We start from the raw sequence: 24,748 nt of genomic DNA, 5'->3' as shown, positions 1-24,748 counted from the left end.
AATAATCATGAAATAAATATTACAGAATGTCATACTATATTCTGAATAATATTGATATTAAATACAAGGGCGAATTTTAATCCGCCCTTGCAAAAAAAGAGGCATAAACCTAAAAACCTTAAACCTAAAAATAACCTATCCGTTTTCGAATCCTTGAATTGTTTTAATTTTTCCGTCCGGATTATATTCCAGCTCTATGACTTTCATACTGCGGAGCCATGTCTTACCACCCGATGGTACAGAATCGTGATGGAATAAATACCTCTTGCCCTTGTATTCTACGATACTATGGTGAGTAGTCCATCCGATAACGGGAGCTCTTGTAGGTGTACGGCCCGTCGACTTCACCGAGAGAGAATACATGGTAATCTTTCATATTGAAATGGTCAGCGTTGTCATTTTCGGGAATACCGCTTTCCCAGTCATGGGACGGATAAATATAGATTTTACCTTCGAATACGTGTGCAGACGGGTCTGCCATATAGTCCTGCGGAAATAAGTATCGAGCTCGTTTCATTTGATTTAGATATATTAAAATGAACTTTTTAAATAGGATAGAGGCGTTTATTCCTTATTTTGTGCTTTGTTATCAGGAAGACCAGCCATCGTGATGATTTCCCGGACTATTGGCTTTGCTTTATATTGTCTATCAAACAGTAAAGGGTAATCGGTACGGCCTCTCATCGGAAAATTGTTTTTCCATGAATCTCTGTCGGTTACACCCCACAAGGTGACACGGCTTATTTTCTCCTTATTATCTAAAAAAAGTTTGAAAAAATTCCCCATGCGCTCTGTCCATGCAACTACGACCGAATCCGGCAGGCCGGTTGTATAAGGGTTCATTTTCTGATTATATGCTTCTATCTCAGAGATATTTGCTCCCGTATTGCGACGGGGTGACGGGAGGGCGCTAAGATCGAGTTCGGTAACCATAACTTTAACACCGGCAGATGTATAAGCATCTATAGCCGCCTGATACTCTTCCAGACTGGGCCCATCCATACCAATATGACCTTGCATACCTACCGCATCGATTCGTATGCCTTTTTCTTTAAATGATCTTACCAATCTGACAATGGCTTCCCGTTTACCTTGATACCATTCGTTATAGTCGTTATAGTATAGTTCCGCATCAGGATCAGCTTCATGGGCATACTGGAAAGCCAGAGGTATAAATTCTTCTCCCAGTATTTTGTAAAATTTGCTTTCACGATATGATCCGTCTTCCATGATCGCCTCATTGACAATATCCCAACCTTTTATCTGTCCTTTGTAACGAGATACAACTGTTGCAATATGGGCTTTCATTCGTTGCTTAAGAACTTCAGCTGATACTTCTTTTCCTTCATTGTCGATAAAGAACCATGCCGGAGCCTGTGAATGCCATATCAGACAATGCCCTGTGATAAAAAGATTGTTTTGCTCTCCAAATTCTACAAATTTATCGGCATCCTCAAAGTAATACTCACCTTCTTTTGGTTGCAGATACATGCTTTTCATGCAGTTTTCTGCTACGATCGCATCGAATTCGGCTTTTACTATATTCAGTGATGCTGTGTCTTTTCCCTGTATTTGGTTCAGGTTAAGAGCTGTGCCTATATAGAACTTCCCTTTTAAAGCCTCTTTCAAAGAAGGTTCGTTTTTGCTTTGTGCGTCATGTTTTACATTGCAAGCAAAAAGAGGAAATACAAACAAAGAGAATAACAAGTAATAAATATTCATTTTCATTTCAGATTCTTTTATTTATTTTATATTCTAATAATTTTATTTTGATGTACCCCGTGATGTTGATTTCATTATATCGTGTGATTATACATAATTTCACAAAAATAATTGCGTATGTTATTTTTTGTCATTCAATTTTAGACAATTAAAATCTAATTCTAGACAAATCCATCATTTGCCCGAACCTATTTTCAACAGCTTGAACGAATGGGTAAAGGGATAGTGTGGAAAGAACTACATGGATATTACTTATATATGACGTGCAGAATTATTATCGCATTCATTTATCTAATTTTATTGATTATCTGCTTTAATAATAGTGTTAAACAAACACTTAATTTGATTTTTTTTATAAATTTGCATTTATAACCTATTTCTGATCACTAATGAAATGCAGAAGAATTAATTATTTAACTAATATCTTCAGGATATTAGTTCTGATGTTAATAATATTTCCAATCAATGAAATATTTTCATCTAATGTGAAGTTCTATTCCGTAAATACGATGTATGGAACATTGGTGAGAGAAGTCTATTCAATATGCAAAGACGATAACGGCTTTATTTGGGCTGCCTCTAAAACCGGTATATTGAGAATTTCAGAAAATGATTCCAGATTATATAATCTTCCTGTTACAATAAAAGATTTTTATTTCATCAGGCTTATCTATAAAAATTCGAAGCTAATAGCTTTTACGAGTAATGGTCAAATTTTCATTTACAATGAACTCTATGATTGCTTCGATTTATTTGTAGATATCAAGCAAGCCCTAAATGATGTTAATGCAAATATATTAGGACTTGTTATTGATGAAAACGGAACTCTTTGGATAGGAACTACAATAGGCTTATACAAATATTCAAATCAAGCATTAACACTTGCTTTCAACAGCAAAGCAGAAGTACAACAGGTCGATTTATATAAAGATCATAATTTAATACTTGCTACAATAAACGGCATAGGGATATTCAATACACAGAGCCAAAAACTTGAATATATCCATAAATACTCAGCCGTTAATGAAATTCAAGTGTCAAGTTTTTTCTATGATACAGAATTTAACCAAATTTGGATAGGTACAATCTCTAATGGACTCTTCCTGTATTCTATTGAAAGCAAAAAGCTAAAAGAAATTATAAAGGATGAGTTACCCAAGCAACCGATACTTACGATAAGGAAGAAACAGGCATCTTCAGTCCTTATAGGAATAGATGGGCAAGGTATTTGTGAGATTTCAAGGGATGGTACAAAAATCTTGAATATATATAAAGAGGATGTAAATGATCCGTTCTCACTTCAAGGTGATGGCGTTTATGATATTTTTTGTGATAAAGATGAAAGGATATGGATTGCAACATTTACAGGGGGACTTTCTTTTTTCAACCAGAAATTGTCAGATATAGATATAATAAATCATCAAATCAACAATCCTAACTCTTTAGTAAATAATAATGTTAATAAAGTCTTGGAAGATAAGAAGGGGGATATCTGGTTTGCGACGAACAATGGCTTAAGTCGTTGGAATGTCAAGTCAAACCGTTGGTACCGGTATATTCATGATAAAAGGAATGCAGCCAAGGTTTTCATGGCTTTATGTGAAGATGATGCAGGAAATATATGGGCAGGGACTTACTCCTCAGGTGTCTATGTGATAAATGGAAATACAGGGAAAGAAATAAACCATTATTTTCACGATAGAGACAAATCAGGCTTCTCTGGCCAGTTTATATCCGATATATTCAAAGATATGGATGGGAATATATGGATGGGAGGGACTCGTAATATAATTTGCTATCAAAAAAAAGAGAATAAGTTTCGAGTTTATGAATCGCAACCTATTAATTCTTTTTCAGAACTTTCTTCAGATATAATATTGCTCGCTTGCACATATGGCTTGGTTTCATTGAAAAAAAGTACCGGCGAATTCGAAGTCTTAATTAATAATTATTATGTGCAGGATATCATAGTTCTTGATGATAATATTTGGATAACAACGTCAGGAGAAGGGTTACTTTGCTATGATTATAAAAACAAGACGATTGAAAAATATTCAACAGAATCAGGTATTTTGTCCAATTATATAAATAGTATTACATATATCAATGGTTATTTATGGCTTGGTACGGAGGCCGGGTTATGTCAATTTGATATAAACAAAAAGAAGGCATATACTTCTCCTTCTTTGTTGTCTCTTTCGAGAGTGTCATTTAATACAAATGCTCATTTCTTAATGAAGAATGGGAATATTATATGGGGTACCAATAAAGGTGGTGTCATCACTAATCCATATATTCTTTATAAGAACGAAATTGAAGGCAAGATCTTTCTTCAAAACATAAGTATCTCGGGACGTTCAATCCGGGAATATCATAGTTTGTTGAAGGGAGTGCCTGTAAATGAACAGACTGGTCTTGATTTGAGTCATAAGCAAAATAACTTTATTTTAGAGTTACTGCCTCTTGGCATGTATACTAAAGATATTAAGTTTTCTTGGAAGATGGAAGGTTTAGACTTAAAATGGAGTCATCCGTCTAACTTAAGACTGGTTACATATAACAGCCTCCCTAGCGGAAATTACAAATTAAGCATAAGAATGTATGACAGTTCTCTATCAAAAATTATCGATGAACGTTCTCTTGATATTGAAGTTTTTCCTCCGTTTTGGGAAGCATGGTGGTTTCGCCTTATCATCATAATGGTCATATCCAGTGTTATTATCTATCTCATTAAATCATATTCGAGCCATCTAAAGCAAAAACACATTAAAGATAAAATACAGTTCTTTACCAATATGGCGCATGATATACGTACATCCTTGACTCTGATCAGCGCTCCAATCGAACAATTGAATAATGCCCGGGAACTGCCTGCAAATCTAAGATATTACTCGAATTTAGCCAGTGAACAATCTAATAGATTATCTTCTGTAGCTACCCAGCTACTCGATTTTGAAAAAGTAGATTTGGGGAAAGGACAGATATTTCTGGTTATGACAGATATCGTAAATCTATTATCCAGGCGAATCCTGATTTTTGAAGAAGCAAGTAAGAAAAAAAATATTAAACTTAATTTTTCTTTCAACCAATCCTCATATTTTACGGCAATTGATGTGTTGAAGATTGAAAAAGTAGTAGATAATTTAATCTCAAATGCAATAAAGTATTCGCATTCGAATGGCAGAATAGATATTATACTTGATTGTAACAAATGCTCCTGGTCTTTGGAAGTTAAAGATTATGGCTTAGGTATCAGCTCTAAAGCTCAGAAACTTTTATTCAGAGAATTCTACAGGGGGGATAATGTTGTAAACTCCAGAATGGTCGGATCTGGGATCGGATTATTATTGGTTAAAAGCTATGTTGATTTGCATAAAGGTCAGATCATTTTAAATAGCAAAGAAAATATAGGCTCGTCTTTTATAATAACTATCCCTTACAGAAGAGTTGAAATTGAGGAGACGGTTTCTAGCCATTTCGGGCAGGAAAATGGAGAGGAAAATATTGTTCACCCTGAAATAGAAACAGAGCAAGCCGTTTCAGAAGAAAAGGGAAGTGAGAGATCCAAGAAAATGCATGTATTAGTTGTTGAAGACAATAATGAGTTGCAGGACTTTTTGAAAAACTCTTTGCAAGAGCTATTTCATATATCTGTAGCTAATGATGGAGAAGTAGCCTGGAATCTGATCAATAAAAAAATACCGGATTTGATTATTTCGGATATTATGATGCCCAATATGGACGGGTTTGAATTGTGTCAACTGATTAAATCAACTTTCCAAACTTCTCATATTCCAGTAATATTACTGACAGCATTATCCGATAAAACAAAACAATTAGAGGGTCTCGGTCTGGGTGCGGATGATTACATAACAAAACCTTTTGATATAACGGTTCTTACAAAACGTATAGAGTCTATTTTGAAAAATAGAGAAATTGTTCGGGAGAGAACTTTAAAAATGATAAATGCAACCGGAAATAAGGAGAATGTCTTTTCGAACGAACTGAATGACCGCTTTATTAAAAAAGCTCTTGATATTGTACGGAAGAATATTGATAATAGTGAATTTGGAAAAGATGAATTTGCTTCAGCAATGAATGTCAGCCCTTCTTTGTTGTATCAAAAAATGAAAAATCTTACAGGTCAGTCCCCTATAGAATTTATTAAGGCAATACGTTTCAATTATGCATCCGAACTACTTCAATCAGGAAACTATAACATAACCGAAGTAAGTGAAATGTGTGGCTTTTCGAGTGCAAATTATTTCAGTACCGCCTTCAGAAAATATTTTGGTAAAGCTCCAACAGAATATTAGATCAAACCGATCTGGTAAGTATAAATTTCTCTCTTAATTACTCAGTCTGAAGATTGTATATTTTGAAAACAATGCAGGGTATCATTCTCTTCTTGCTCCTTGATCGTTCACATAGATTCGGGATAGGAGCTTTTCTAACAAAACCCTATTTATACTTTTAAAGAGTTGGAATATCCAGTAAAAACCTAATACATCATACTAGCGTTGACCAAAAATCGCTAAAAAAGGCTTTAAAGAGTTTGATACTTTAAACCGTAACCGAATTTATTTAACTTCTGAATAAACCACAGTAAAAAGCCAAATTCCCCGAATCCTGAGATAACAGCAATAATATAATAGGGGATCAGGACTTTTTATTTAAAATAGAGAGTATATTATATGATCTGTCTAAAATATAAGGTTTATTGTTTAAAAACGAAGTAAATGAAGTGTCTATATCAGTAATTTTGTATTACCAACACTAAGATTAACATATTAATTAAATTCAAAATATTTTAATCATGAAAAGCCGATTAATTACAAAGTTTTTATGGTTGTTTTTTTTGCTGATAGAAAGCTTATCAATAATAGGCCAAAACTTTCAGAAAACAGCTAACGGAATCAAAACTGAGATTGATTCTATAAGTATAGAATTGCAATTCTACACTCCGTCAACCATTAGAGTGGTCAAATCACCCAACGGCTGGAAATATACAAAAGAGAGTCTTTCAGTCGTGGCAACACCCGAAAATACAGCATTTACTGTAACACAAAAGGGTGATGTTGTAACACTAAAAAGTAGCAAATTACTTGTTAATGTAAATCTGAAAACAGGGCTAATTACTTTTTACAATATCAATAATAAAGTTTTATTTAAAGAGAAAAAAGCTCCTGTATTCACCGAATTTAATGATGCAGGAACTAAGACATTCAAAGTATATCAGCCTTATCTGCTCGATAGAGATGAATCTATATATGGTTTAGGCCAGTTGCAAAATGGAAAAATGGTGCAACGTAACCAAACCAAATACCTGATTCAAGGCAATGTTGAGAATGTGGTTACATTCTTTCAGTCAGACAAAGGATACGGAGTGTTTTGGGATAATTATTCCCCGACCACTTTCAAAGACGACGAGAAGGAAACCTCATTTATATCTGAGGTGGGGGATTGCATTGATTATTATTTCATGCAGGGAAGCGATTCTGATGGAGTTATAGCTCAAATGAGAAACCTTACAGGGCAGGTACCTATGTTTCCGTTATGGACATATGGCTATTGGCAAAGTAAAGAACGCTATAAGAGTCAAGAAGAAATTACAGGTGTAGTAAGAAAATACAGAAAAATAGGTGTTCCTATCGATGGTATAATTCAAGATTGGCAATACTGGGGACATAACTACCTGTGGAATGCAATGGATTTTAAGAATCCGGATTTTAATGATCCTCAAAAGATGGTTGACGATATACATTCCATGAATGCCCATATGATTATTTCTATCTGGTCGTCATTTGGTCCGGCAACAAAGCCTTATAGGGAGCTGGATAAGAACGGAATGTTATTCAATTTTTCCACATGGCCTCAGTCTGGTATGGACTCTTGGCCACCGGATAGAGACTATCCGTCAGGCGTACGCGTATACGATGCATATAACCCCAAAGCCCGCGACATTTACTGGAAATATCTAAGCGAAGGCATATTGAAATACGGAATGGACGGGTGGTGGATGGATTCTACCGAGCCTGATCATTTAGATTGGAAGCCGGAAGATATGAATACGAAAACTTACTTAGGCTCTTTCCGAAAGGTAAGGAATGCTTTCCCTTTAATGACAGTAGGCGGGGTGTACGAACATCAGCGTGCCGAAAATTCGGATAAACGTGTATTTATTCTAACCCGGTCCGGATTTGCCGGGCAGCAACGTTACGGAGCAAATGTATGGTCGGGTGATGTCGGTTCTTCATGGGAATCATTGCGTAACCAGATACCTGCCGGACTCAACTTTTCCATCTGTGGCCTACCTCATTGGAACAGTGATATAGGTGGCTTTTTTGCAGGACAATACAATAAGAATTGGAATGATGGTAGCGCAACTAAGAATCCTCTATTCCAGGAACTTTATGTGCGTTGGCTGCAATTCGGAGCATTTAATCCGATGATGCGTTCACACGGGACAGATACTCCCAGGGAAATATATCATTTTGGAGAGAAAGGCGAACCGATATACGATGCTATAGAGAAAATTATCAATTTACGATATTCTTTATTACCTTATATTTATTCAACATCGTGGGAAGTAACGAATAAACAATCGAGCTTTATGCGTGCTTTGGTAATGGATTTTCCAAAAGATAAGAATGCCTTGAATTTGAATGATGAATTCATGTTTGGTAAAGCGTTTTTAGTAGCCCCTATCGTCAATGCCCAATATACTACAGAAAAAGTAGTAAAAGTAAATGAAGAAGATGGATGGAACCGTACCGAATCAAGAGATGCTGATGGGAATCTGATCGTAAACTTTAAAGAGAAAAAGGCTACGGATGTATATCTACCGGCAGGTACTGTCTGGTATGATTTCTGGACAAATCAAAAATATAATGGTGGACAGCAGATAACTTTAGAAACTACAATTGATATGATACCATTGTTTGTTAAAGCCGGCAGTATAATCCCCCTTGGGCCAAAGGTGCAATATGCTACCGAAAAAAAATGGGATAATCTGCAGCTTCGGGTTTATACAGGAGCAAATGGCTCTTTCATCTTATATGAGGATGAGTTTGACAACTACAATTATGAAAAAGGTGAATATACAGAAATACCTGTTACATGGAATGATTCTGCTCACAAATTAACCATTGGAGAAAGAAAAGGTTCGTATAAAGGTATGTTATCGAATAGAAAATTCACTGTAATACTTCAGGATGGAACGAAAAAAGAAGTAGAATATAATGGAAACAAATTAGAACTAAAATTATAATATATGGGATATAAATTGAATTACTATTTACTGACAGTAACATTCTCTTTCATATTTGTAGTGATGGTAAGGGCCCAGAATCCCATCATCCAAACATTTTATACTCCCGATCCGGCCCCCATGGTGTACAATGATACATTATTTCTCTATACGGGCTGTGATGCGGATACCGCCAGTTATTTCGATATGAATGAATGGCAGGTATTTTCTACGGTCGATATGGTAAACTGGACTGATCATGGAGTACAGCTTTTCTATAAAGATTTCAAATGGACAAAGCCCAAATCTGCTTGGGCAGCCCAGTGTATAGAGAGAAACGGGAAGTTTTACTGGTATGTATGCTGCGAATACCCGGGAAACTGGCATGTGATAGGTGTGGCTGTATCCGATCGTCCTACCGGACCATTCAAAGATGCGATTGGCAAGCCATTAGTATATACGGGTAAAATGGGAGATATTGATCCTACAGTATATATTGACGATGACGGACAAGCTTATCTTTATTGGGGTAATGGTAAAGTCTGCTATGTGAAACTCAATGAGGATATGATATCTTATGATAAAGAAATGGGGATTGCGGAACTGGATATGAATAAAGAACAATTTGAATATTTGGAACGCAATGATCCCAACCGTGCAAATACGTTGTTTGAAGAAGGGCCATGGCTTTATAAACGGAACGGATTGTATTATATGATATATGCGGTTGGTGGTATCCCCGAATATATAGCTTATTCTACAGCATCGTCTTTTAACGGACCTTGGAATTATAGGGGTGTAATAATGAATAAGGGCTACGAAGATCTGGCATTTACCAACCATCCCGGTATTGTGGACTATAAGGGAAAATCTTATTTTTTTTACCATAATCAAGGAATATCCAAACATGGGTTCAGACGTTCTACATGCATCGAAGAGTTTAATTTTAATGCCGATGGTACTTTCCCAAACATAAAACCTACAAAAGAAGGTGTTTCTCCTATTGCAACACTGAATCCTTATAGACGGACAGAAGCCGAAACTATGGCTTGGGGACAGGGGGTGAAGACAAAGAAAGATAGTAAAGGAGGAGTTTATCTGACTTCAATCCATAATAATGATTATATAAAAGCGAGAAACGTTGATTTTGCTAAAGGAGTTAAATCTATTGAAATTATTGCGACCCCGGTTGCAGGAGGAGAGATCGAAATTCGCTTGGATGAAGCTGATGGAGCATTGATAGGAATATGCAAAATCGATAAAACAGGGAATTCAGATACTTGGGGCAGCTTTTCCGCTAAGGTGAAAAAAACAGGCGGAATCCACGACTTGTTTTTTGTATTTAAGGGAGCTGATGGAGAACTATTCAATCTTGATTATTGGATATTTAAATAATAATTACTTAATATTATGAGGATTATAATACTTATATCAGCGTTATGCTGCTATATCGCATCATTCGCGCAGATAATGCCTTATAAAGATGCAAATTTAACTCCGGAAGAAAGAGCTCAAGACCTTTTATCACGTCTGACATTAAAAGAAAAAGTAGGATTGATGGGTGATAATTCAATCGAAGTCACTCGCTTAGGAGTAAAGAAATTTGCATGGTGGAGCGAAGCCTTACATGGAGTAGCTAATCAGGGAGGAGTAACAGTGTTTCCCGAGCCTATCGGAATGGCTGCATCTTTCAACGATGAGTTGTTATACCATGTTTTCGATGCCATATCCGATGAAGCGCGTGCCATATTTCATTTTCGAGAGAAGAAAGGAGATGAACGCAGGCAAGATAACGGGTTGTCGGTATGGACACCAAATGTAAATATTTTTCGCGATCCACGTTGGGGGCGTGGTCAGGAAACATATGGTGAAGACCCTTACCTTACTTCGCGAATGGGCATATCGGTTGTAAACGGCTTACAGGGACCTAAAGATGCAAAATATAAGAAACTTTTAGCATGTGCCAAACATTACGCAGTTCATTCAGGACCTGAATGGAACAGACATGTGCTAAACCTGAATAATCTGGACAATCGGCATCTGTGGGAAACATATATGCCTGCGTTTCAGGTCTTAGTCCAAAAAGCAGATGTGAGTCAGGTAATGTGTGCCTATCATCGTCAGGATGATGATCCTTGTTGTGGCAACAACCATTTATTAAAACGTATTCTTCGCGATGAGTGGGGCTTTAAGCGTATGGTCGTCTCTGACTGCGGCGCAATTGCAGATTTCTATACTTCTCATAAAGTATCATCCGATGCACTACATTCAGCGGTTAAGGGTGTATTGGCGGGTACCGATGTAGAGTGTGGTTTTGGATATACTTATCATGAACTGGTCGACGCTGTCTCACGGGGCTTGATATATGAAGCTGATATTGATAAAAGTGTTTTGCGATTATTGACCGAACGTTTCAGATTAGGAGATTTTGATGATAATTCAATCGTACCTTGGGCAAATATTCCCGATACAATAATTAATTGTAAGAAACATCAGGCCTTAGCGTTGGAAATGGCTCGCCAGTCGATGACTTTGTTACAAAACAAAAATAATATCCTACCTCTTTCCAGCAAAAAGAAAATAGCTGTTATCGGCCCTAATGCAGATGATGCAAAATTGATGTGGGGTAACTACAATGGTATTCCCGTAAAAACGGTAACTATATTAGAAGGTATTAAGTCTATTGCAGGTAAAGATATTTTTTATGAAAAGGGTTGTGATATAGTAGATGATATGATTCTTGAGTCTTATATAACAAGATCTACGGCTGATGGGAAAACGGGGATTAAAGCAACATATTGGAATAATAAACAACGAACCGGAGATGCGATAAATACTATACAGTACGATAAACCCATGAGGCTATCTACAACAGGCCAGCATCCCTTTGCCGATAAAGTCAATTTACAAAATTTTTCAGCTGTTTATGAAACATCATTTATTGCGCCGGAAACTGAGGAAATTGTATTCAAAATACAATCAGTAGGAGATTGCCAGCTCTTTATTAATAATGAACTTGTCTCTGAATATAGCTCATGGCGGTTTGTCGCCAGGCGCACTCCTTATAAAGTGGAAAAAGGAAAACAGTATGATATAAAAATAAATTTCACACAGAACTACGATTTTACAAATGCGAATTTGAATTTCGACATGGGGAAAGAATCTCCTGTCGACTATAAAGGTCTTGTCAACAGATTAAAAGATATAGATGTCGTCGTATTTGCAGGAGGAATATCGGGTGAACTCGAAGGAGAAGAGATGCCTATCGAAATGCCTGGATTTAAAGGGGGTGATCGCACAGATATTGAATTACCAGCTTCACAAAGAAATTGCATAAAGGCATTGAAGAAGGCTGGAAAAAGAGTAATCATGGTCAACTGTTCGGGTTCAGCTATAGGTTTAATGCCTGAAAGTGAAAGTTGTGAAGCTATATTGCAGGCTTGGTATGGCGGTCAGTCAGGGGGGCAGGCTATAGCTGAAGTCCTTTTTGGAAAATATAATCCTTCAGGTAAATTACCTATTACATTTTATGAAAATATCGATCAGCTACCCGATTTTGAAGAATATGATATGAAGGGGCGCACTTATCGATATCTGGAAGATAAACCTCTTTTTCCATTTGGTTATGGACTGAGTTATACAACCTTTGATATAGGTAGGGCTACCGCAAGTAGTATATCAGCCAAAGCAGGAGAAAAAATAAAGTTGGTTATCCCCGTCAAAAATACGGGAAAACGCACAGGCTCTGAAACAGTTCAGGTGTATGTGAAAAAAGTAGATAGTGGCGGTCCGATAAAAACACTTCGGTCATTCAAGCGAATAGAACTACCTCCTAATGTATCACAAGATCTTACATTTGAGCTAGAACCTTCATTTTTTGAATGGTATGATCCTGCAACTTTAAGGATGAACATATTATCCGGCGATTATGAGATTCTTTATGGGACTAGTTCTGATAACAAAGACCTGCAAACCCTAAACATAACATTAATCTGACAATTTTAAATAATAACTGACAAAAACGCTATGAAAACTTTTTTACCGTTAATCTTACTTTTTTGTTCTTTAATAACATCTTCATTTGTTCGTTCACAAGAAGCTGTAATTACAAGTCCTAACAAAGATCTAAATCTGAAAATATTTATCGAGAATGGAAAACTGTTGTATACTGTAAATTATAAGAATGCGGTGATCCTTGAAAAATCACCTTTAGGATTACAAACAAACGAAGGTGATTTTAGTACCGGTCTATCGTTTGTTGGAAAATCGGAAAATAAAATAAGTAAAACATATACACAAGATAAAATTAAACGTTCAGAGGTAAACTATGAAGCGAACACGCTGAAATATACCTTTCAGAATGGAAAAGAACAAAAGATGTCTGTTCTTTTCCAAATAAGTAATAATGATATTGCTTTCCGGTACGAACTTCCTGCATGGGGTGATCGTAGGGCATGCGTAGTAGTGGCAGAGATCACAGGCTTTCGTTTTCCTTCATACACGACTGCATTCCTGTCTTATATGATGGGCCCAATGGGAGCTTTTGCCCGGACTTCTCCTAGTTACGAATCAGGTTATCAGGCTGACGTTCCTATCGGAGATACCAAGTCTAATACAGGTTATGTATTTCCGGGACTTTTCAAGGTAGGAGAGGATGGTTGGGCTTTACTTTCCGAAACGGGAGTAAGCAGCTTATATTGCGCCTCACATTTAAGTGCTTATAAAGAGGGTCTGTATACTGTCGAATATCCAAATCAGAAAGAAAACAATGGGTTTGGGAGTGTTGGTGCCCAGTTAAGCTTGCCTGGCACTACACCTTGGCGAACAATTACCATAGGCGAAAATCTGAGACCAATTGTAGAAACTACCATCCCTTTTGATGTAGTAGAACCGTTATATGAACCAACAAAGAACTATAAACATGGTAGAGGAACATGGAGTTGGATCGTATGGCAGGATAATAGTATGAATTGGGATGATCAGGTTAAATATATTGACCTGGCATCTGAAATGGGATATGAATATATCTTAATAGATGCATTATGGGATACTAATATCGGCTATGACAAGATGTTGAAACTGATTGAATATGCCAATTCTAAAAATGTAGATGTTTTCCTATGGTATAATTCTAACGGGGGTTTCAATGATGCTCCACAAGGACCAAGAAATAAAATGAGTACATCAGTGGAGCGTAAGAAAGAGATGAAATGGTTAAAAGATGCAGGAGTTAAAGGCTTGAAAGTCGATTTTTTCGGTGGAGATAAACAAGAAACAATGCGCTTGTATGAAGATATACTATCCGATGCCAACGATTACGGACTGATGATTATTTTTCATGGCTGCACCCTTCCTCGTGGTTGGGAACGTATGTATCCGAATTATGTCGGAAGCGAAGCGGTGCTGGCTTCCGAAATGTTGATTTTTTCGGAAGGCGTGAGAAATGATGAAGCCTTTTACGCATCTCTTCATCCTTTTATCCGCAATACTGTCGGTTCTATGGAGTTTGGAGGCGTTTTATTAAATAAATACCTTAACAAAGGAAATAAAGAAGGACAAAAGCGCCTGACTACGGATGCTTTTCAATTAGCGACTGCTATACTTTTTCAAAATCCGGTACAGATGTTTGCTCTTACACCCAATAACCTTTTCGATACGAAAGATTTTGCTCTTGACTTTATGAAAAAAGTTCCCTCTACATGGGATGAAACATTATATATTGATGGGTATCCCGGAAAATACACAGTGATAGCTCGGCGATCCGGCGACCAATGGTATGTTGCAGGTGTAAATGCACAGAAAGAACCTTTAAACCTGAAATTAGAACTACCTATGTATGCAGGGATGAAAGTACGGCTCATCTGTGACGGTAAGAAGCAAGAAATTATACAAAAAGAAGTGAATATAAATAAAAACGGAATTCTGGAAGTAACCCTTCAGTCACGAGGCGGATTTGTATTATCAAAGTAAAAAATAAATAGATATGAAAACTCATTTAATATTTTTGCCACTACTCGTTCAAATATTATTGAACTTGCCTATTGTCAGCTCTGCTCAGAACCCTCTTATTCAAACTAAATATACGGCCGATCCGGCTCCAATGGTTTACAATGATACTGTATTTCTTTATACCACTCATGATGAGGATGATGCTCAAGGGTTTAAGATGTTGGACTGGTTGCTGTATTCTTCTACCGATATGGTAAACTGGACTGACCATGGAATAGTTGCAACCTTAAAAGACTTTAAGTGGGCAACACGCGATAATGGAGCCTGGGCACAACAATGTATTGAGCGGAACGGAAAGTTCTATATGTATTGCCCCCTGCACGGTCAGGGAATTGGTGTACTTGTAGCCGATACCCCTTATGGTCCATTTAAAGACCCTATAAACAAACCACTTGTATGGCAAAAAGAGCATTGGGACGATATCGATCCGAGCGTATTCATTGACGACGACGGTCAGGCTTATATGTATTGGGGTAATCCAAATGTTTACTATGTAAAACTCAATGAGGATATGATATCATATTCAGGCGACATCGTGAAGTTGGAAAATAAACCGGAACATTATCAGGAGGGGCCTTGGGTATATAAAAGAAATGGGCATTATTATATGGCATTTGCCTCTACTTGCTGTCCTGAGGGGATCGGTTATGCTATGAGCGATTCGCCAACCGGCCCGTGGACAACTAAAGGGCATATCATGAAGCCAACTCACCGTAGCCGGGGAAATCATCCGGGCATTATCGACTATAAGGGTAGTTCTTATGTTTTCGGATTAAGCTATGAATTAATGCATCTGGAAACCTTTAAACATCACGAGCGGAGATCGTCTATGGCTGCAAAAATGCACTATAATACAGATGGGACTATCCAAGAAGTACCTTATTGGGCGGAGACAATTTTGGAGCAAATCGAACCATTCAACCCTTACCGCCGCGTAGAGGCTGAAACTATGGCGTGGGGTTACGGTCTAAAAACGGAAAAGATGCCTGATGGCAGGATTTGTTTGACAAATATTGATAATAATGAGTCTTTATGCCTCCGTGGGATTGATTTCAAAAAGGGCGCCCGGGAATTTTCTGTTATGGCAGCATGTAGCGTCGATGGGGGGTATATTGAGCTTCGCCTGGGTAGTACTACAGGGAAACTTATAGGAACATTACCTGTAACACGTTCGGGAGCTATGGATAGATATAAGCTTATGTCGTGCCTGATTAAGGGAGCCGGAGGTGTACATGATCTGTATCTTTGTTTTAAAAGTAATTCTCAAAAAGACAATCTTTTCTTTTTAGATTATTGGGAGTTTAAATAAGGCGTGTATGATAATCTCTTAAGAGATATAAACCTTGAAGCTAATTCGATACCTCTACTTGTCGGCGAACTGGTTAATGCAGACCAAAATGGAGCTTGCTCAGGAATGAATGAAATAATAAGGACGTTACCGGATGTTATTCCTAATGCCTGCATCATACCTTCCGATGGATGTGAAGGGGTTGCAGATCGTCTGCATTTTAGTGCAGAAGGGTATCGAGAGTTAGGCAGACGTTATGCGAAACAAATGTTGACCTTGTATAAATAAAAAGTAACGTAAAGATGATAAAACATAGATTGTATATTTTTATAATGTGTTGTATATTAATATACGACTTATCGGCACAGGATCTCAAACTATGGTACAACACACCTGCCAAAATCTGGGAAGAAGCCTTGCCTTTGGGTAATTCAAGGCTTGGAATTATGATATATGGCATCCCTGAAAAGGAAGAGTTACAGTTGAATGAAGAAACAATCTGGGGCGGAGGTCCATACCGAAACGATAATCCAAAGGCTTTAGGAGCATTACCAGAAGCCCGCGAACTGATATTTGAGGGGAAGACCCCGGAGGCAGACCAATTGATAAACCGGACATTCTTTACCAAAACACATGGAATGCCTTTCCAAACGGCAGGTAGTGTCATACTTAATTTCCCCGGACACCAGAACTATCAGGGTTACTGCCGGGAGCTTGATCTGGACAAGGCTTTGGCCACTACACGCTACACTGTAAACGGAGTAAAATATACCCGTGAAGTTTTTTCTTCATTCGCTGATGATGTAATTATTATGCGAATTACCGCCGGGAAGAAAGGAGCACTTAACTTTGAGACGGAATATACCAACCAGTCCCAACATACGATCTCAAAAAAAGATAATACATTGATACTGGAAGGTAAAGGCTCAGATCATGAGGGCATAGAAGGAAAGATCCGTTATCAAATACATACACAGATAAAAAATCAGGATGGAAAGATCGAGGTTACAGACAGTAAAATATCGATATCTGGTGCCACAGTAGCGACCATCTATATCTCGATAGGTACCAATTTTATCAATTATAAATCTGTCGAAGGCGACCCGGCTAAAAAGGCTTCCGATGCTCTGACTAAAGCTTTAAAAATAGATTATAGGTCAGCACTGAAAAATCACTCGGATATTTACAGTAAGCAATTCAGGCGTTTCAAGCTCGATTTGGGAAATGTACCTGAAGCGATGAAATCAACGACTACTCAGCGAATTATTGATTTTCAGAAAAATCATGATCCGGCGCTGGTTACACTATTGACACAGTTTGGACGTTATTTGTTGATATGTTCTTCACAACCCGGTGGGCAGCCTGCTAACCTGCAAGGTATCTGGTGTAACAGTATGTATCCGGCCTGGGATAGTAAATATACCATCAATATTAATGCAGAAATGAATTACTGGCCGGCAGAAGTAACCAACCTTAGCGAAATGCATTTACCGATGATACAGATGGTAAAAGACCTGTCGGAAAGTGGGCAGCAAACCGCAAAAACTATGTATGGTGCGAGAGGATGGGTTGCACATCACAATACGGATATATGGCGTGTTACCAGTCCTATCGATTTTGCGGCGGCAGGTATGTGGCCCACAGGAGGAGCATGGTTGGTTCAACATCTTTGGGAACATTATCTTTTTACCGGCGATAAGAAATATCTGGCCGATGTCTATCCTGCAATGAAAGGTGCAGCAGATTATTTTCTATCGTCTTTGGTAGAACATCCCAAATATGGGTGGATGGTAGTTTGCCCTTCAGTCTCTCCCGAGCATGGGCCAGTGTCTGCAGGTTGTACAATGGATAATCAACTTGTTTTCGATGTGTTGACCAGAACAGCGCAGGCAAACAATATTCTGGGTGAAAATGAAGAGTATCGGAATCAGCTGCTGGCTATGGTAAGTAAACTACCTCCTATGCATATCGGGAAATACTCCCAATTACAGGAATGGTTGGAAGATAAAGATGACCCCCAAAACGAGCATCGTCATGTTTCGCATCTGTATGGCTTGTATCCGGGTAATCAGATATCACCATATACTAATCCCGCGTTATTCGAAGCGGCCCGAAACTCTTTAATATACAGGGGGGATATGGCTACAGGATGGTCTATCGGATGGAAAGTGAATCTTTGGGCGCGTCTGCTTGATGGTAACCATGCATATAAAATAGTGAGTAATATGTTAACATTGGCAGGAAAAGGGAACGAAGACGGACGAACATATCCTAATATGTTTACCGCGCATCCGCCCTTCCAGATCGATGGAAATTTCGGATTAACTGCAGGCATCGCTGAAATGCTCGTTCAAAGTCACGATGGCGCAGTTCACTTATTACCGGCTCTTCCCGATGTATGGAAAAATGGATCGGTTTCAGGGATTATGGCACGTGGCGGATTCGAGATCTCGATGAAATGGAAGGACGGCGAGGTTTCGGAAATTTCAATATTGTCGAAGCTTGGCGGTAACTTGCGTATTCGCGCGCATGTACCTCTTACCGGGAAAGAATTAAGTAAATCAGAAGGTAATAACTCTAATCTGCTTCTGGCCCCGGCTGACATTGCAAAACCGATCATATCCCGGGAAGCTTCACTGAAAGGGATTTCATTAAAAGAGATATTTGAATATGATGTTCCTACTCAAGCCGGGAAGAAGTATGTTTTTTTACGAAAGCATTTTATATAAATTCCACAATCTTTTAATTGCAACATTTCCGGAATGCGGGTTTGTTTATCTGCTATGAGGAAATAATGCAGGATTTCCATAAAGATACAAGGAGTAATTTTCTTTGAGATTGCAAACAAAAAGGTAAAAATGGGGCTGCCTTTCCAACCATTGAGTATTTCCTATGAGTATTAATTATCAAAGTTGGGATGAGGTTTTGTGTCTATTTATAGATTATTTAGATTTCCGGAACTAATCGCTTTCTTAATTTTCTATTCTGGTTTCATCGATAATTAAATAATCCTTCTGCATTTTCATATTCCAAACCATGAATTTCCTCTAACGATAAAATTTTCTCTCAGACAAAAAATGTGTAATACTGTCTCATGACTCAATCTGTTATTTGCTATTACCGGTAAACCGGCAGCTATAGTCTCTTTTGTACTGTATCGTAGATAATCACTGTGTTACCTAAACATATTTCCCATAAAGCTAAGATAATCATAATCATCGAGAGAAAGCTTTTATGGACATGTAACGGCAGTTAAAGAATATGAAACATTTACGATAAATAATCAATAAAGAAATACTCAAAATTATCTAAAATCAAATATCAAATATCTAAAAACAAATGTCATTCGGTAATAACACTCTTTAACTTTATCGCAAGTTAACACTTAAAAAAATAAAAGTAAAACGAATTTGTATAACAATTAAATCAAATCGTATGAGAATGAAAAACAAATCAAAAAAGAAAAGAAAAATTCGGTCGGCATGTATATGGCTTCTGCTCGTTTTCTTCGGTAGTTTGTCGGTGTTCGCGCAGAATAACCGGACTGTACGGGGAACAGTACTGGACGACCATAACGAACCGATTATTGGAGCTGTCGTTGTGCTGAAAGGTAAAGCTTCAGTTGGCACGGCTACCGATGTAGATGGCAAATTTACCATGAGCATTCCGGAAGGAAGCCAGACACTTGTCATTTCCTATATGGGAATGGTAACACAAGATGTGAACATTGCCGCCGGGAAAGACAATATTACAGTTGTCATGAAAGAAAATGAAGTTAGCTTGTCGGAAGTAATCGTTGTCGGCTTCGGACAACAAAAAAAAGCCAGTGTCGTAGGTGCCATTACTCAAACGACAGGTAAAGTGCTGGAACGCGCCGGTGGTGTATCGAGCATCGGAGCAGCATTAACTGGTAACCTGCCGGGCGTTGTAACCATGTCTAGTACCGGTATGCCGGGTGAGGAAGATCCCCGCATCATCATCCGTGGACGCAGTTCATGGAACAATGCCGACCCGCTTGTCCTTGTTGACGGCATCGAACGCCCGATGACAAGTGTCGATATTAATTCGGTAGAAACAATTTCTGTATTGAAAGATGCATCTGCAACAGCCGTTTACGGTGTGCGCGGGGCAAATGGTGTTATACTGATTACCACAAAGCGCGGAAAGGAAGGACGTCCTGTAATCAACATCAATATAAGCACAACCATAAAAGTGCCCTCAAGTTTACCTAAAACAATGGACTCTTATGATGCATTAAGTGTACGCAACCGAGTAGTAGAGAGCGAATTGGGACTTAAACCCGAAGCATGGGCCTACATGACTCCGCAATCGGTCATCGAAAAATACCGTTATCCGGCAAATCTCGCAGAATACGAAAGATATCCGAATGTAGATTGGGAAAAAGAGTTGCTCAAAGATTTCGGAATGTCCTACAATGCGAATGTCAGCATTTCGGGCGGAAATAGCTTTGTAAAGTATTTCACAAACGTGGACTATGTGAACGAAGGCGACCTTTTCCGCAGGTACGACACCGACTTTAGCTACCATGACAAACTCGGATACGGGTTCGATCGCCTCAATGTTCGTAGTAACTTGGATTTCTCACTTACAAAATCCACTACTTTACGCGTTAATCTGTCAGGCTCACATGGAAAAAGGACAACCCCTGCAGATAAACGTTATGAATATACCATGTGGGCAGGTTTGTATGGTATAGCGCCCGACTGCTTTCTCCCGCGTTACAGCGATGGCTCGTGGGGATATTATTATCCGAGTCCCACGCAAGCTGCTCAAAACTCAGTAGAATCAATCGCGACAACCGGTATCGAATACATTACCACCGACCGCCTTACTACCGACTTTGTTCTTGAACAGGACCTGGGCATGCTGCTGAAAGGTTTGAAAGTGCAAGGACAGATTTCGTTCGACAATAGCTATCAGGAAACCGAAAGAGGTATTAACAATCTATACCAGAACACCAACCTGCATAAGTGGATTGATCCCGAAACCGGAAAATCTTATACTGACCAGACTATCGACGTAAACAACAAATTCGACACGCAGAACACTTTTAACTGGACGGCAAGAGCAGGCCAGGTCAATAACCAGAGTTTATACCGCCGATTGTACTATTCCGGACGGATCTCATACAACAATTCGTTCGGAAAACATAATATAGGAATAATGGGTGACTTCAGTCGCGAGGAAAATGCAACAGGTAGCATGATACCTTCCTATCGTGAAAACTGGGTATACCGTACCACTTATGATTTTGCCGGAAGATATTTCGCCGAATATAACGGAGCATACAACGGTTCCGAAAAGTTTGCTTCCAATAATCGTTTCGCTTTATTCCAGTCCGGAGCACTCGGATGGATGGTTTCTGAAGAGCCAATAATAAAATCGCTTGGCCTGAAATGGCTGGATATGATGAAAATAAGGGGCTCTTACGGGCAAATTGGCGATGATCAGGTCAACGGCCGATGGCTATATATGACTACATGGGAATACCTCTCGGACAGAGGTTTTTTTCAGGGCTTGACCGGCAATAACCCACCCCAAAGCCCATATAAATGGTATCGGGAAGCAGCTGTAGGAAATCCCAATGTGCATTGGGAAACGGTTACGAAAATGAATCTCGGCCTTGAACTGGCTATATTTAACGGATTGCTTACAGGAACTTTCGAATTTTTTAAGGATAAACGTTCCGATGTTCTGATTGCAGGAAGTTCACGTGCTGTTCCTTCTTATTTCGGAACTACTGCGCCAACGGCTAACCTTGGAAAAGTTAATACGCAGGGATATGAAGTCGAACTACGTCTGAACAAGCAACTTAACAGGGACTTGCGGTTGTGGGGGAATATGGTTTATACACATGCTGAAGACAAAGTTATTGAAAAAGATGACGCCATATTAAAACCAGAGTACCAAAAAGCGGCGGGCAAAGCCAACGACCAGCCATATGCTTATGTAAGTCATGGTTATTATAATAATTACGACGAACTGTATGGTAGCACTGCGCATGATGCTCTTGACGACGCCCGTATGCCAGGCAACTATATCATCCTCGACTACGATGCCGACGGTGTTATTTCTACTTTCGACAATATTCCTTACGGCTTTTCGGGAACTCCCCAAAATACTATCAATGCAACATTGGGAGTAGATTACAAGGGATGGAGCGCATTCCTTCAATTTTATGGAGTAACAAATGTGACCCGTCAGGTAGTATTTAGCAGCCTTGGCGGAACGCGCAACACTGTATTCGATGAAGGCTCTTATTGGTCGAAAGACAACCCGAATGCAGATGTGCCACTACCGCGATGGAGCACAGTTGCAAGTTCTTATACGCCCGGTACACGTTATATGTACGACGGCTCCTACATACGCTTGAAAAACGCCGAAATAGGATATACGTTTTCTAGCGAAAAATGGGTAAAATCACTAGGCCTTAGCAGTTTAAAGTTTTATTTGAACGGAAATAATATCTGGTTGTGGACAAGAATGCCTGACGACCGGGAATCGAACTTTGCCGGTACGGGATGGGCTTCACAAGGAGCGTATCCGACCGTAAAACGTTTTAATATAGGTATTAAAGTAATATTATAAAATCCATCCCATGATAAGAACAAATATAAAATACTATCTATTTTGCGGGATACTTTCTGTATTGTTTGGGATTACTTCCTGCACAGACTATTTAGACCGTGATCCGGAATCAGTTATATCCGGCGAGACGGCATTCCGTAATTTTAATAATTTTCAAGGGTTTACGGAAGAAATGTACGCCCTGATCCCAGATGTGGCTAAACACAACTGGGTAAGCTCTTTTAATTGGGGCGAAGACGAAATTATCACTATCGGAAGCGGGGAATACCTAATGGGTTTCCATATCGACCGAGGCAACTACCGTGCTTATATTAACAAAGGTGATTGTTTTCTCGACAGAACCTGGAGCAGTACAGGTGACAGGTTTGCTAAATCTCTATGGGGAGGCTCCTGGGCAGGTATCCGCAAGGCCAACATGGGACTGGAAGCCTTGGAAAAAGGAATGATGGTAGACGGTTCCCAGGCTGAAAAAGATATTATTGCCGGTCAACTCTATTTTTTCCGGGCATGGTTTCACTTCCAACTGATACAATATTGGGGGGGGCTTCCATATATTGACTATGTATTACCTAGCGATGAAAAACTAATTTTACCACGCATGACATATAGAGAATGTGCGGAAAAAATAGCTGCCGATTTCCGTAAAGCTGCCGATTTATTGCCTGTCAACTGGGACGACACCGAAATCGGACGTCGCACATCGGGACAAAATGCCTTGCGTGTGAATAAAATATGGGCATTGGGATTCCTTGGCAAAAACCTGTTGTGGGCAGGCAGTCCATTGATGGCGAACGGAGTTAATGGACCCAGAACATACGATGCTGATTTATGCAAACGGGCTGCTGACACTTTTGGTGAATTGCTCAACCTTGTCGAATCGGGACAGACCCAGTATTCATTAGTTAGTTTCGAAAATTACAGTTCGTTATTTTATACCAATCACCAAAGCTGGTTGATGCCCGGTGGAACGGAAGCCATCATGAGAGGGCCGACTTATGGACCAGACTCATATTGGCGGCAGGCAAACTCATATCAGGTACAGGCCATGGCAAACGGAGATAACATTGTATTATGTCCGACGGCAAACTACGTCAATTACTACGGAATGGCAAACGGATTGCCGCTGAATGACCCTGAATCGGGTTTCGACCCCACACATCCGTGGAAAAACCGTGATCCGCGTTTCTATAACGACATTCTCTACGATGGACGGAAAGTAACCCAGTCGGCAAACGAATATCAGTATGCAAATCTTTATACAGGAGGGAATTACAGTAACGATGACCGCAACAAAAGCCGTACAGGTTATCTCAATTATAAATTTATCCCCATTGGAGCTAATACATACGACAATGACTATGGTTACAGCACCGCGCTCCATATCCACCTGAGTTGGCTGCGCCTTGCCGACGTCTATCTGATGTACGCCGAATCTGCAGCTCAAGGTTATGGGGCAGCAACCGGTAAATCAGGTAAATTTTCCAAGACGGCGGCAGATGCCATCAATACCGTTCGCGATCGCGCAGGTATAGGACACCTGAATGCTAAATATATATCGTCACTTGATGGATTCATGGACGAATTACGCAGGGAACGCGCTGTAGAACTATCGTTTGAAGCGCACCGCTTCAACGATCTGCGCCGTTGGCTGCTTCTCACGGAATACCCTTACAATATAAAGACCCGTCAGAGATTTGACCGTGCAGCGCAGCTTGACCCTGCTGCGGACCCGAAAGAAAACGGCGTGAAAAATTTCAAAGAAGAAATCCTTGTAACCCGCAATCTTTCGTCCAAGCACTACTGGCTTCCTCTCAAAACTGACGATGTCAGCTTGTATCCTGAATTTGGGCAAAATCCGGGCTGGTAACTGA

Annotated in this window: 11 protein-coding genes and 1 pseudogene; 10 read left to right on the top strand and 2 right to left on the bottom strand. The window is 39.1% G+C overall.

What is annotated here, in order from left to right:
- Nucleotides 1–135: 135 nt before the first annotated feature.
- Nucleotides 136–517 (bottom strand): annotated as a pseudogene (locus tag ACFO6W_RS02175) (hypothetical protein).
- A 47-nt stretch (nt 518–564) separates the two neighbouring features.
- On the bottom strand, nt 565–1,728 hold the full coding sequence (locus ACFO6W_RS02170) for an endo-1,4-beta-xylanase (protein ID WP_379993665.1): 1,164 nt from the start codon (nt 1,726–1,728) through the stop codon (nt 565–567).
- Nucleotides 1,729–2,231: 503 nt separating this feature from the next.
- Here ACFO6W_RS02170 and ACFO6W_RS02165 point away from each other — a divergent pair.
- From ACFO6W_RS02165 to ACFO6W_RS02120, 10 genes are all read left to right on the top strand, one after another.
- The gene (locus tag ACFO6W_RS02165) at nt 2,232–6,038 is read left to right on the top strand and encodes a hybrid sensor histidine kinase/response regulator transcription factor (RefSeq protein WP_379993663.1); all 3,807 of its coding nucleotides are present in this window, start codon (nt 2,232–2,234) and stop codon (nt 6,036–6,038) included.
- 500 nt (nt 6,039–6,538) lie between these two features.
- On the top strand, nt 6,539–8,992 hold the full coding sequence (locus ACFO6W_RS02160; RefSeq protein ID WP_379993662.1) for a glycoside hydrolase family 31 protein: 2,454 nt from the start codon (nt 6,539–6,541) through the stop codon (nt 8,990–8,992).
- 3 nt (nt 8,993–8,995) lie between these two features.
- The gene (locus ACFO6W_RS02155; RefSeq protein WP_379993661.1) at nt 8,996–10,366 is read left to right on the top strand and encodes a glycoside hydrolase family 43 protein; all 1,371 of its coding nucleotides are present in this window, start codon (nt 8,996–8,998) and stop codon (nt 10,364–10,366) included.
- Between the two features lie 15 nt (nt 10,367–10,381).
- A complete protein-coding gene (gene xyl3A, locus ACFO6W_RS02150; protein ID WP_379993660.1) occupies nt 10,382–12,967 on the top strand; it encodes a xylan 1,4-beta-xylosidase in 2,586 nt (861 codons plus the stop codon).
- A 30-nt stretch (nt 12,968–12,997) separates the two neighbouring features.
- Nucleotides 12,998–14,941, top strand: coding sequence for a glycoside hydrolase family 97 protein (locus ACFO6W_RS02145; RefSeq protein ID WP_379993659.1), 1,944 nt, complete (start codon nt 12,998–13,000; stop codon nt 14,939–14,941).
- Nucleotides 14,942–14,954: 13 nt separating this feature from the next.
- Entirely contained in the window at nt 14,955–16,289 is a 1,335-nt protein-coding gene (locus tag ACFO6W_RS02140; RefSeq protein ID WP_379993658.1) for a glycoside hydrolase family 43 protein, read from the top strand.
- A gap of 3 nt (nt 16,290–16,292) precedes the next feature.
- The gene (locus tag ACFO6W_RS02135; protein ID WP_379993657.1) at nt 16,293–16,556 is read left to right on the top strand and encodes a sialate O-acetylesterase; all 264 of its coding nucleotides are present in this window, start codon (nt 16,293–16,295) and stop codon (nt 16,554–16,556) included.
- A gap of 14 nt (nt 16,557–16,570) precedes the next feature.
- Nucleotides 16,571–18,997 (top strand): glycosyl hydrolase family 95 catalytic domain-containing protein, encoded by a 2,427-nt coding sequence (locus tag ACFO6W_RS02130; RefSeq protein ID WP_379993656.1) that lies wholly within the window; start codon nt 16,571–16,573, stop codon nt 18,995–18,997.
- A gap of 706 nt (nt 18,998–19,703) precedes the next feature.
- Entirely contained in the window at nt 19,704–22,877 is a 3,174-nt protein-coding gene (locus ACFO6W_RS02125) for a SusC/RagA family TonB-linked outer membrane protein (protein ID WP_379993655.1), read from the top strand.
- 10 nt (nt 22,878–22,887) lie between these two features.
- Nucleotides 22,888–24,744, top strand: a complete 1,857-nt coding sequence (locus tag ACFO6W_RS02120; protein ID WP_379993654.1) for a RagB/SusD family nutrient uptake outer membrane protein — start codon at nt 22,888–22,890, stop codon at nt 24,742–24,744.
- Nucleotides 24,745–24,748 lie beyond the last annotated feature (4 nt).

It is taken from the genome of Dysgonomonas termitidis (genome assembly GCF_042654545.1).
Classification (GTDB): domain Bacteria; phylum Bacteroidota; class Bacteroidia; order Bacteroidales; family Dysgonomonadaceae; genus Dysgonomonas; species Dysgonomonas termitidis.
Note: the sequence above shows the minus strand (reverse complement) of the source record. Positions and strands in the feature narration are given on the sequence as shown.

Coding starts and splice junctions, on each gene's coding strand:
- ACFO6W_RS02170 (WP_379993665.1), bottom strand. CDS start 1,728: ATGAAAATGAATATTTATTACTTGTTATTCTCTTTGTTTGTATTTCCT.
- ACFO6W_RS02125 (WP_379993655.1), top strand. CDS start 19,704: ATGAGAATGAAAAACAAATCAAAAAAGAAAAGAAAAATTCGGTCGGCA.
- ACFO6W_RS02155 (WP_379993661.1), top strand. CDS start 8,996: ATGGGATATAAATTGAATTACTATTTACTGACAGTAACATTCTCTTTC.
- ACFO6W_RS02160 (WP_379993662.1), top strand. CDS start 6,539: ATGAAAAGCCGATTAATTACAAAGTTTTTATGGTTGTTTTTTTTGCTG.
- ACFO6W_RS02165 (WP_379993663.1), top strand. CDS start 2,232: ATGTATGGAACATTGGTGAGAGAAGTCTATTCAATATGCAAAGACGAT.
- ACFO6W_RS02145 (WP_379993659.1), top strand. CDS start 12,998: ATGAAAACTTTTTTACCGTTAATCTTACTTTTTTGTTCTTTAATAACA.
- ACFO6W_RS02130 (WP_379993656.1), top strand. CDS start 16,571: ATGATAAAACATAGATTGTATATTTTTATAATGTGTTGTATATTAATA.
- ACFO6W_RS02140 (WP_379993658.1), top strand. CDS start 14,955: ATGAAAACTCATTTAATATTTTTGCCACTACTCGTTCAAATATTATTG.
- xyl3A (WP_379993660.1), top strand. CDS start 10,382: ATGAGGATTATAATACTTATATCAGCGTTATGCTGCTATATCGCATCA.
- ACFO6W_RS02120 (WP_379993654.1), top strand. CDS start 22,888: ATGATAAGAACAAATATAAAATACTATCTATTTTGCGGGATACTTTCT.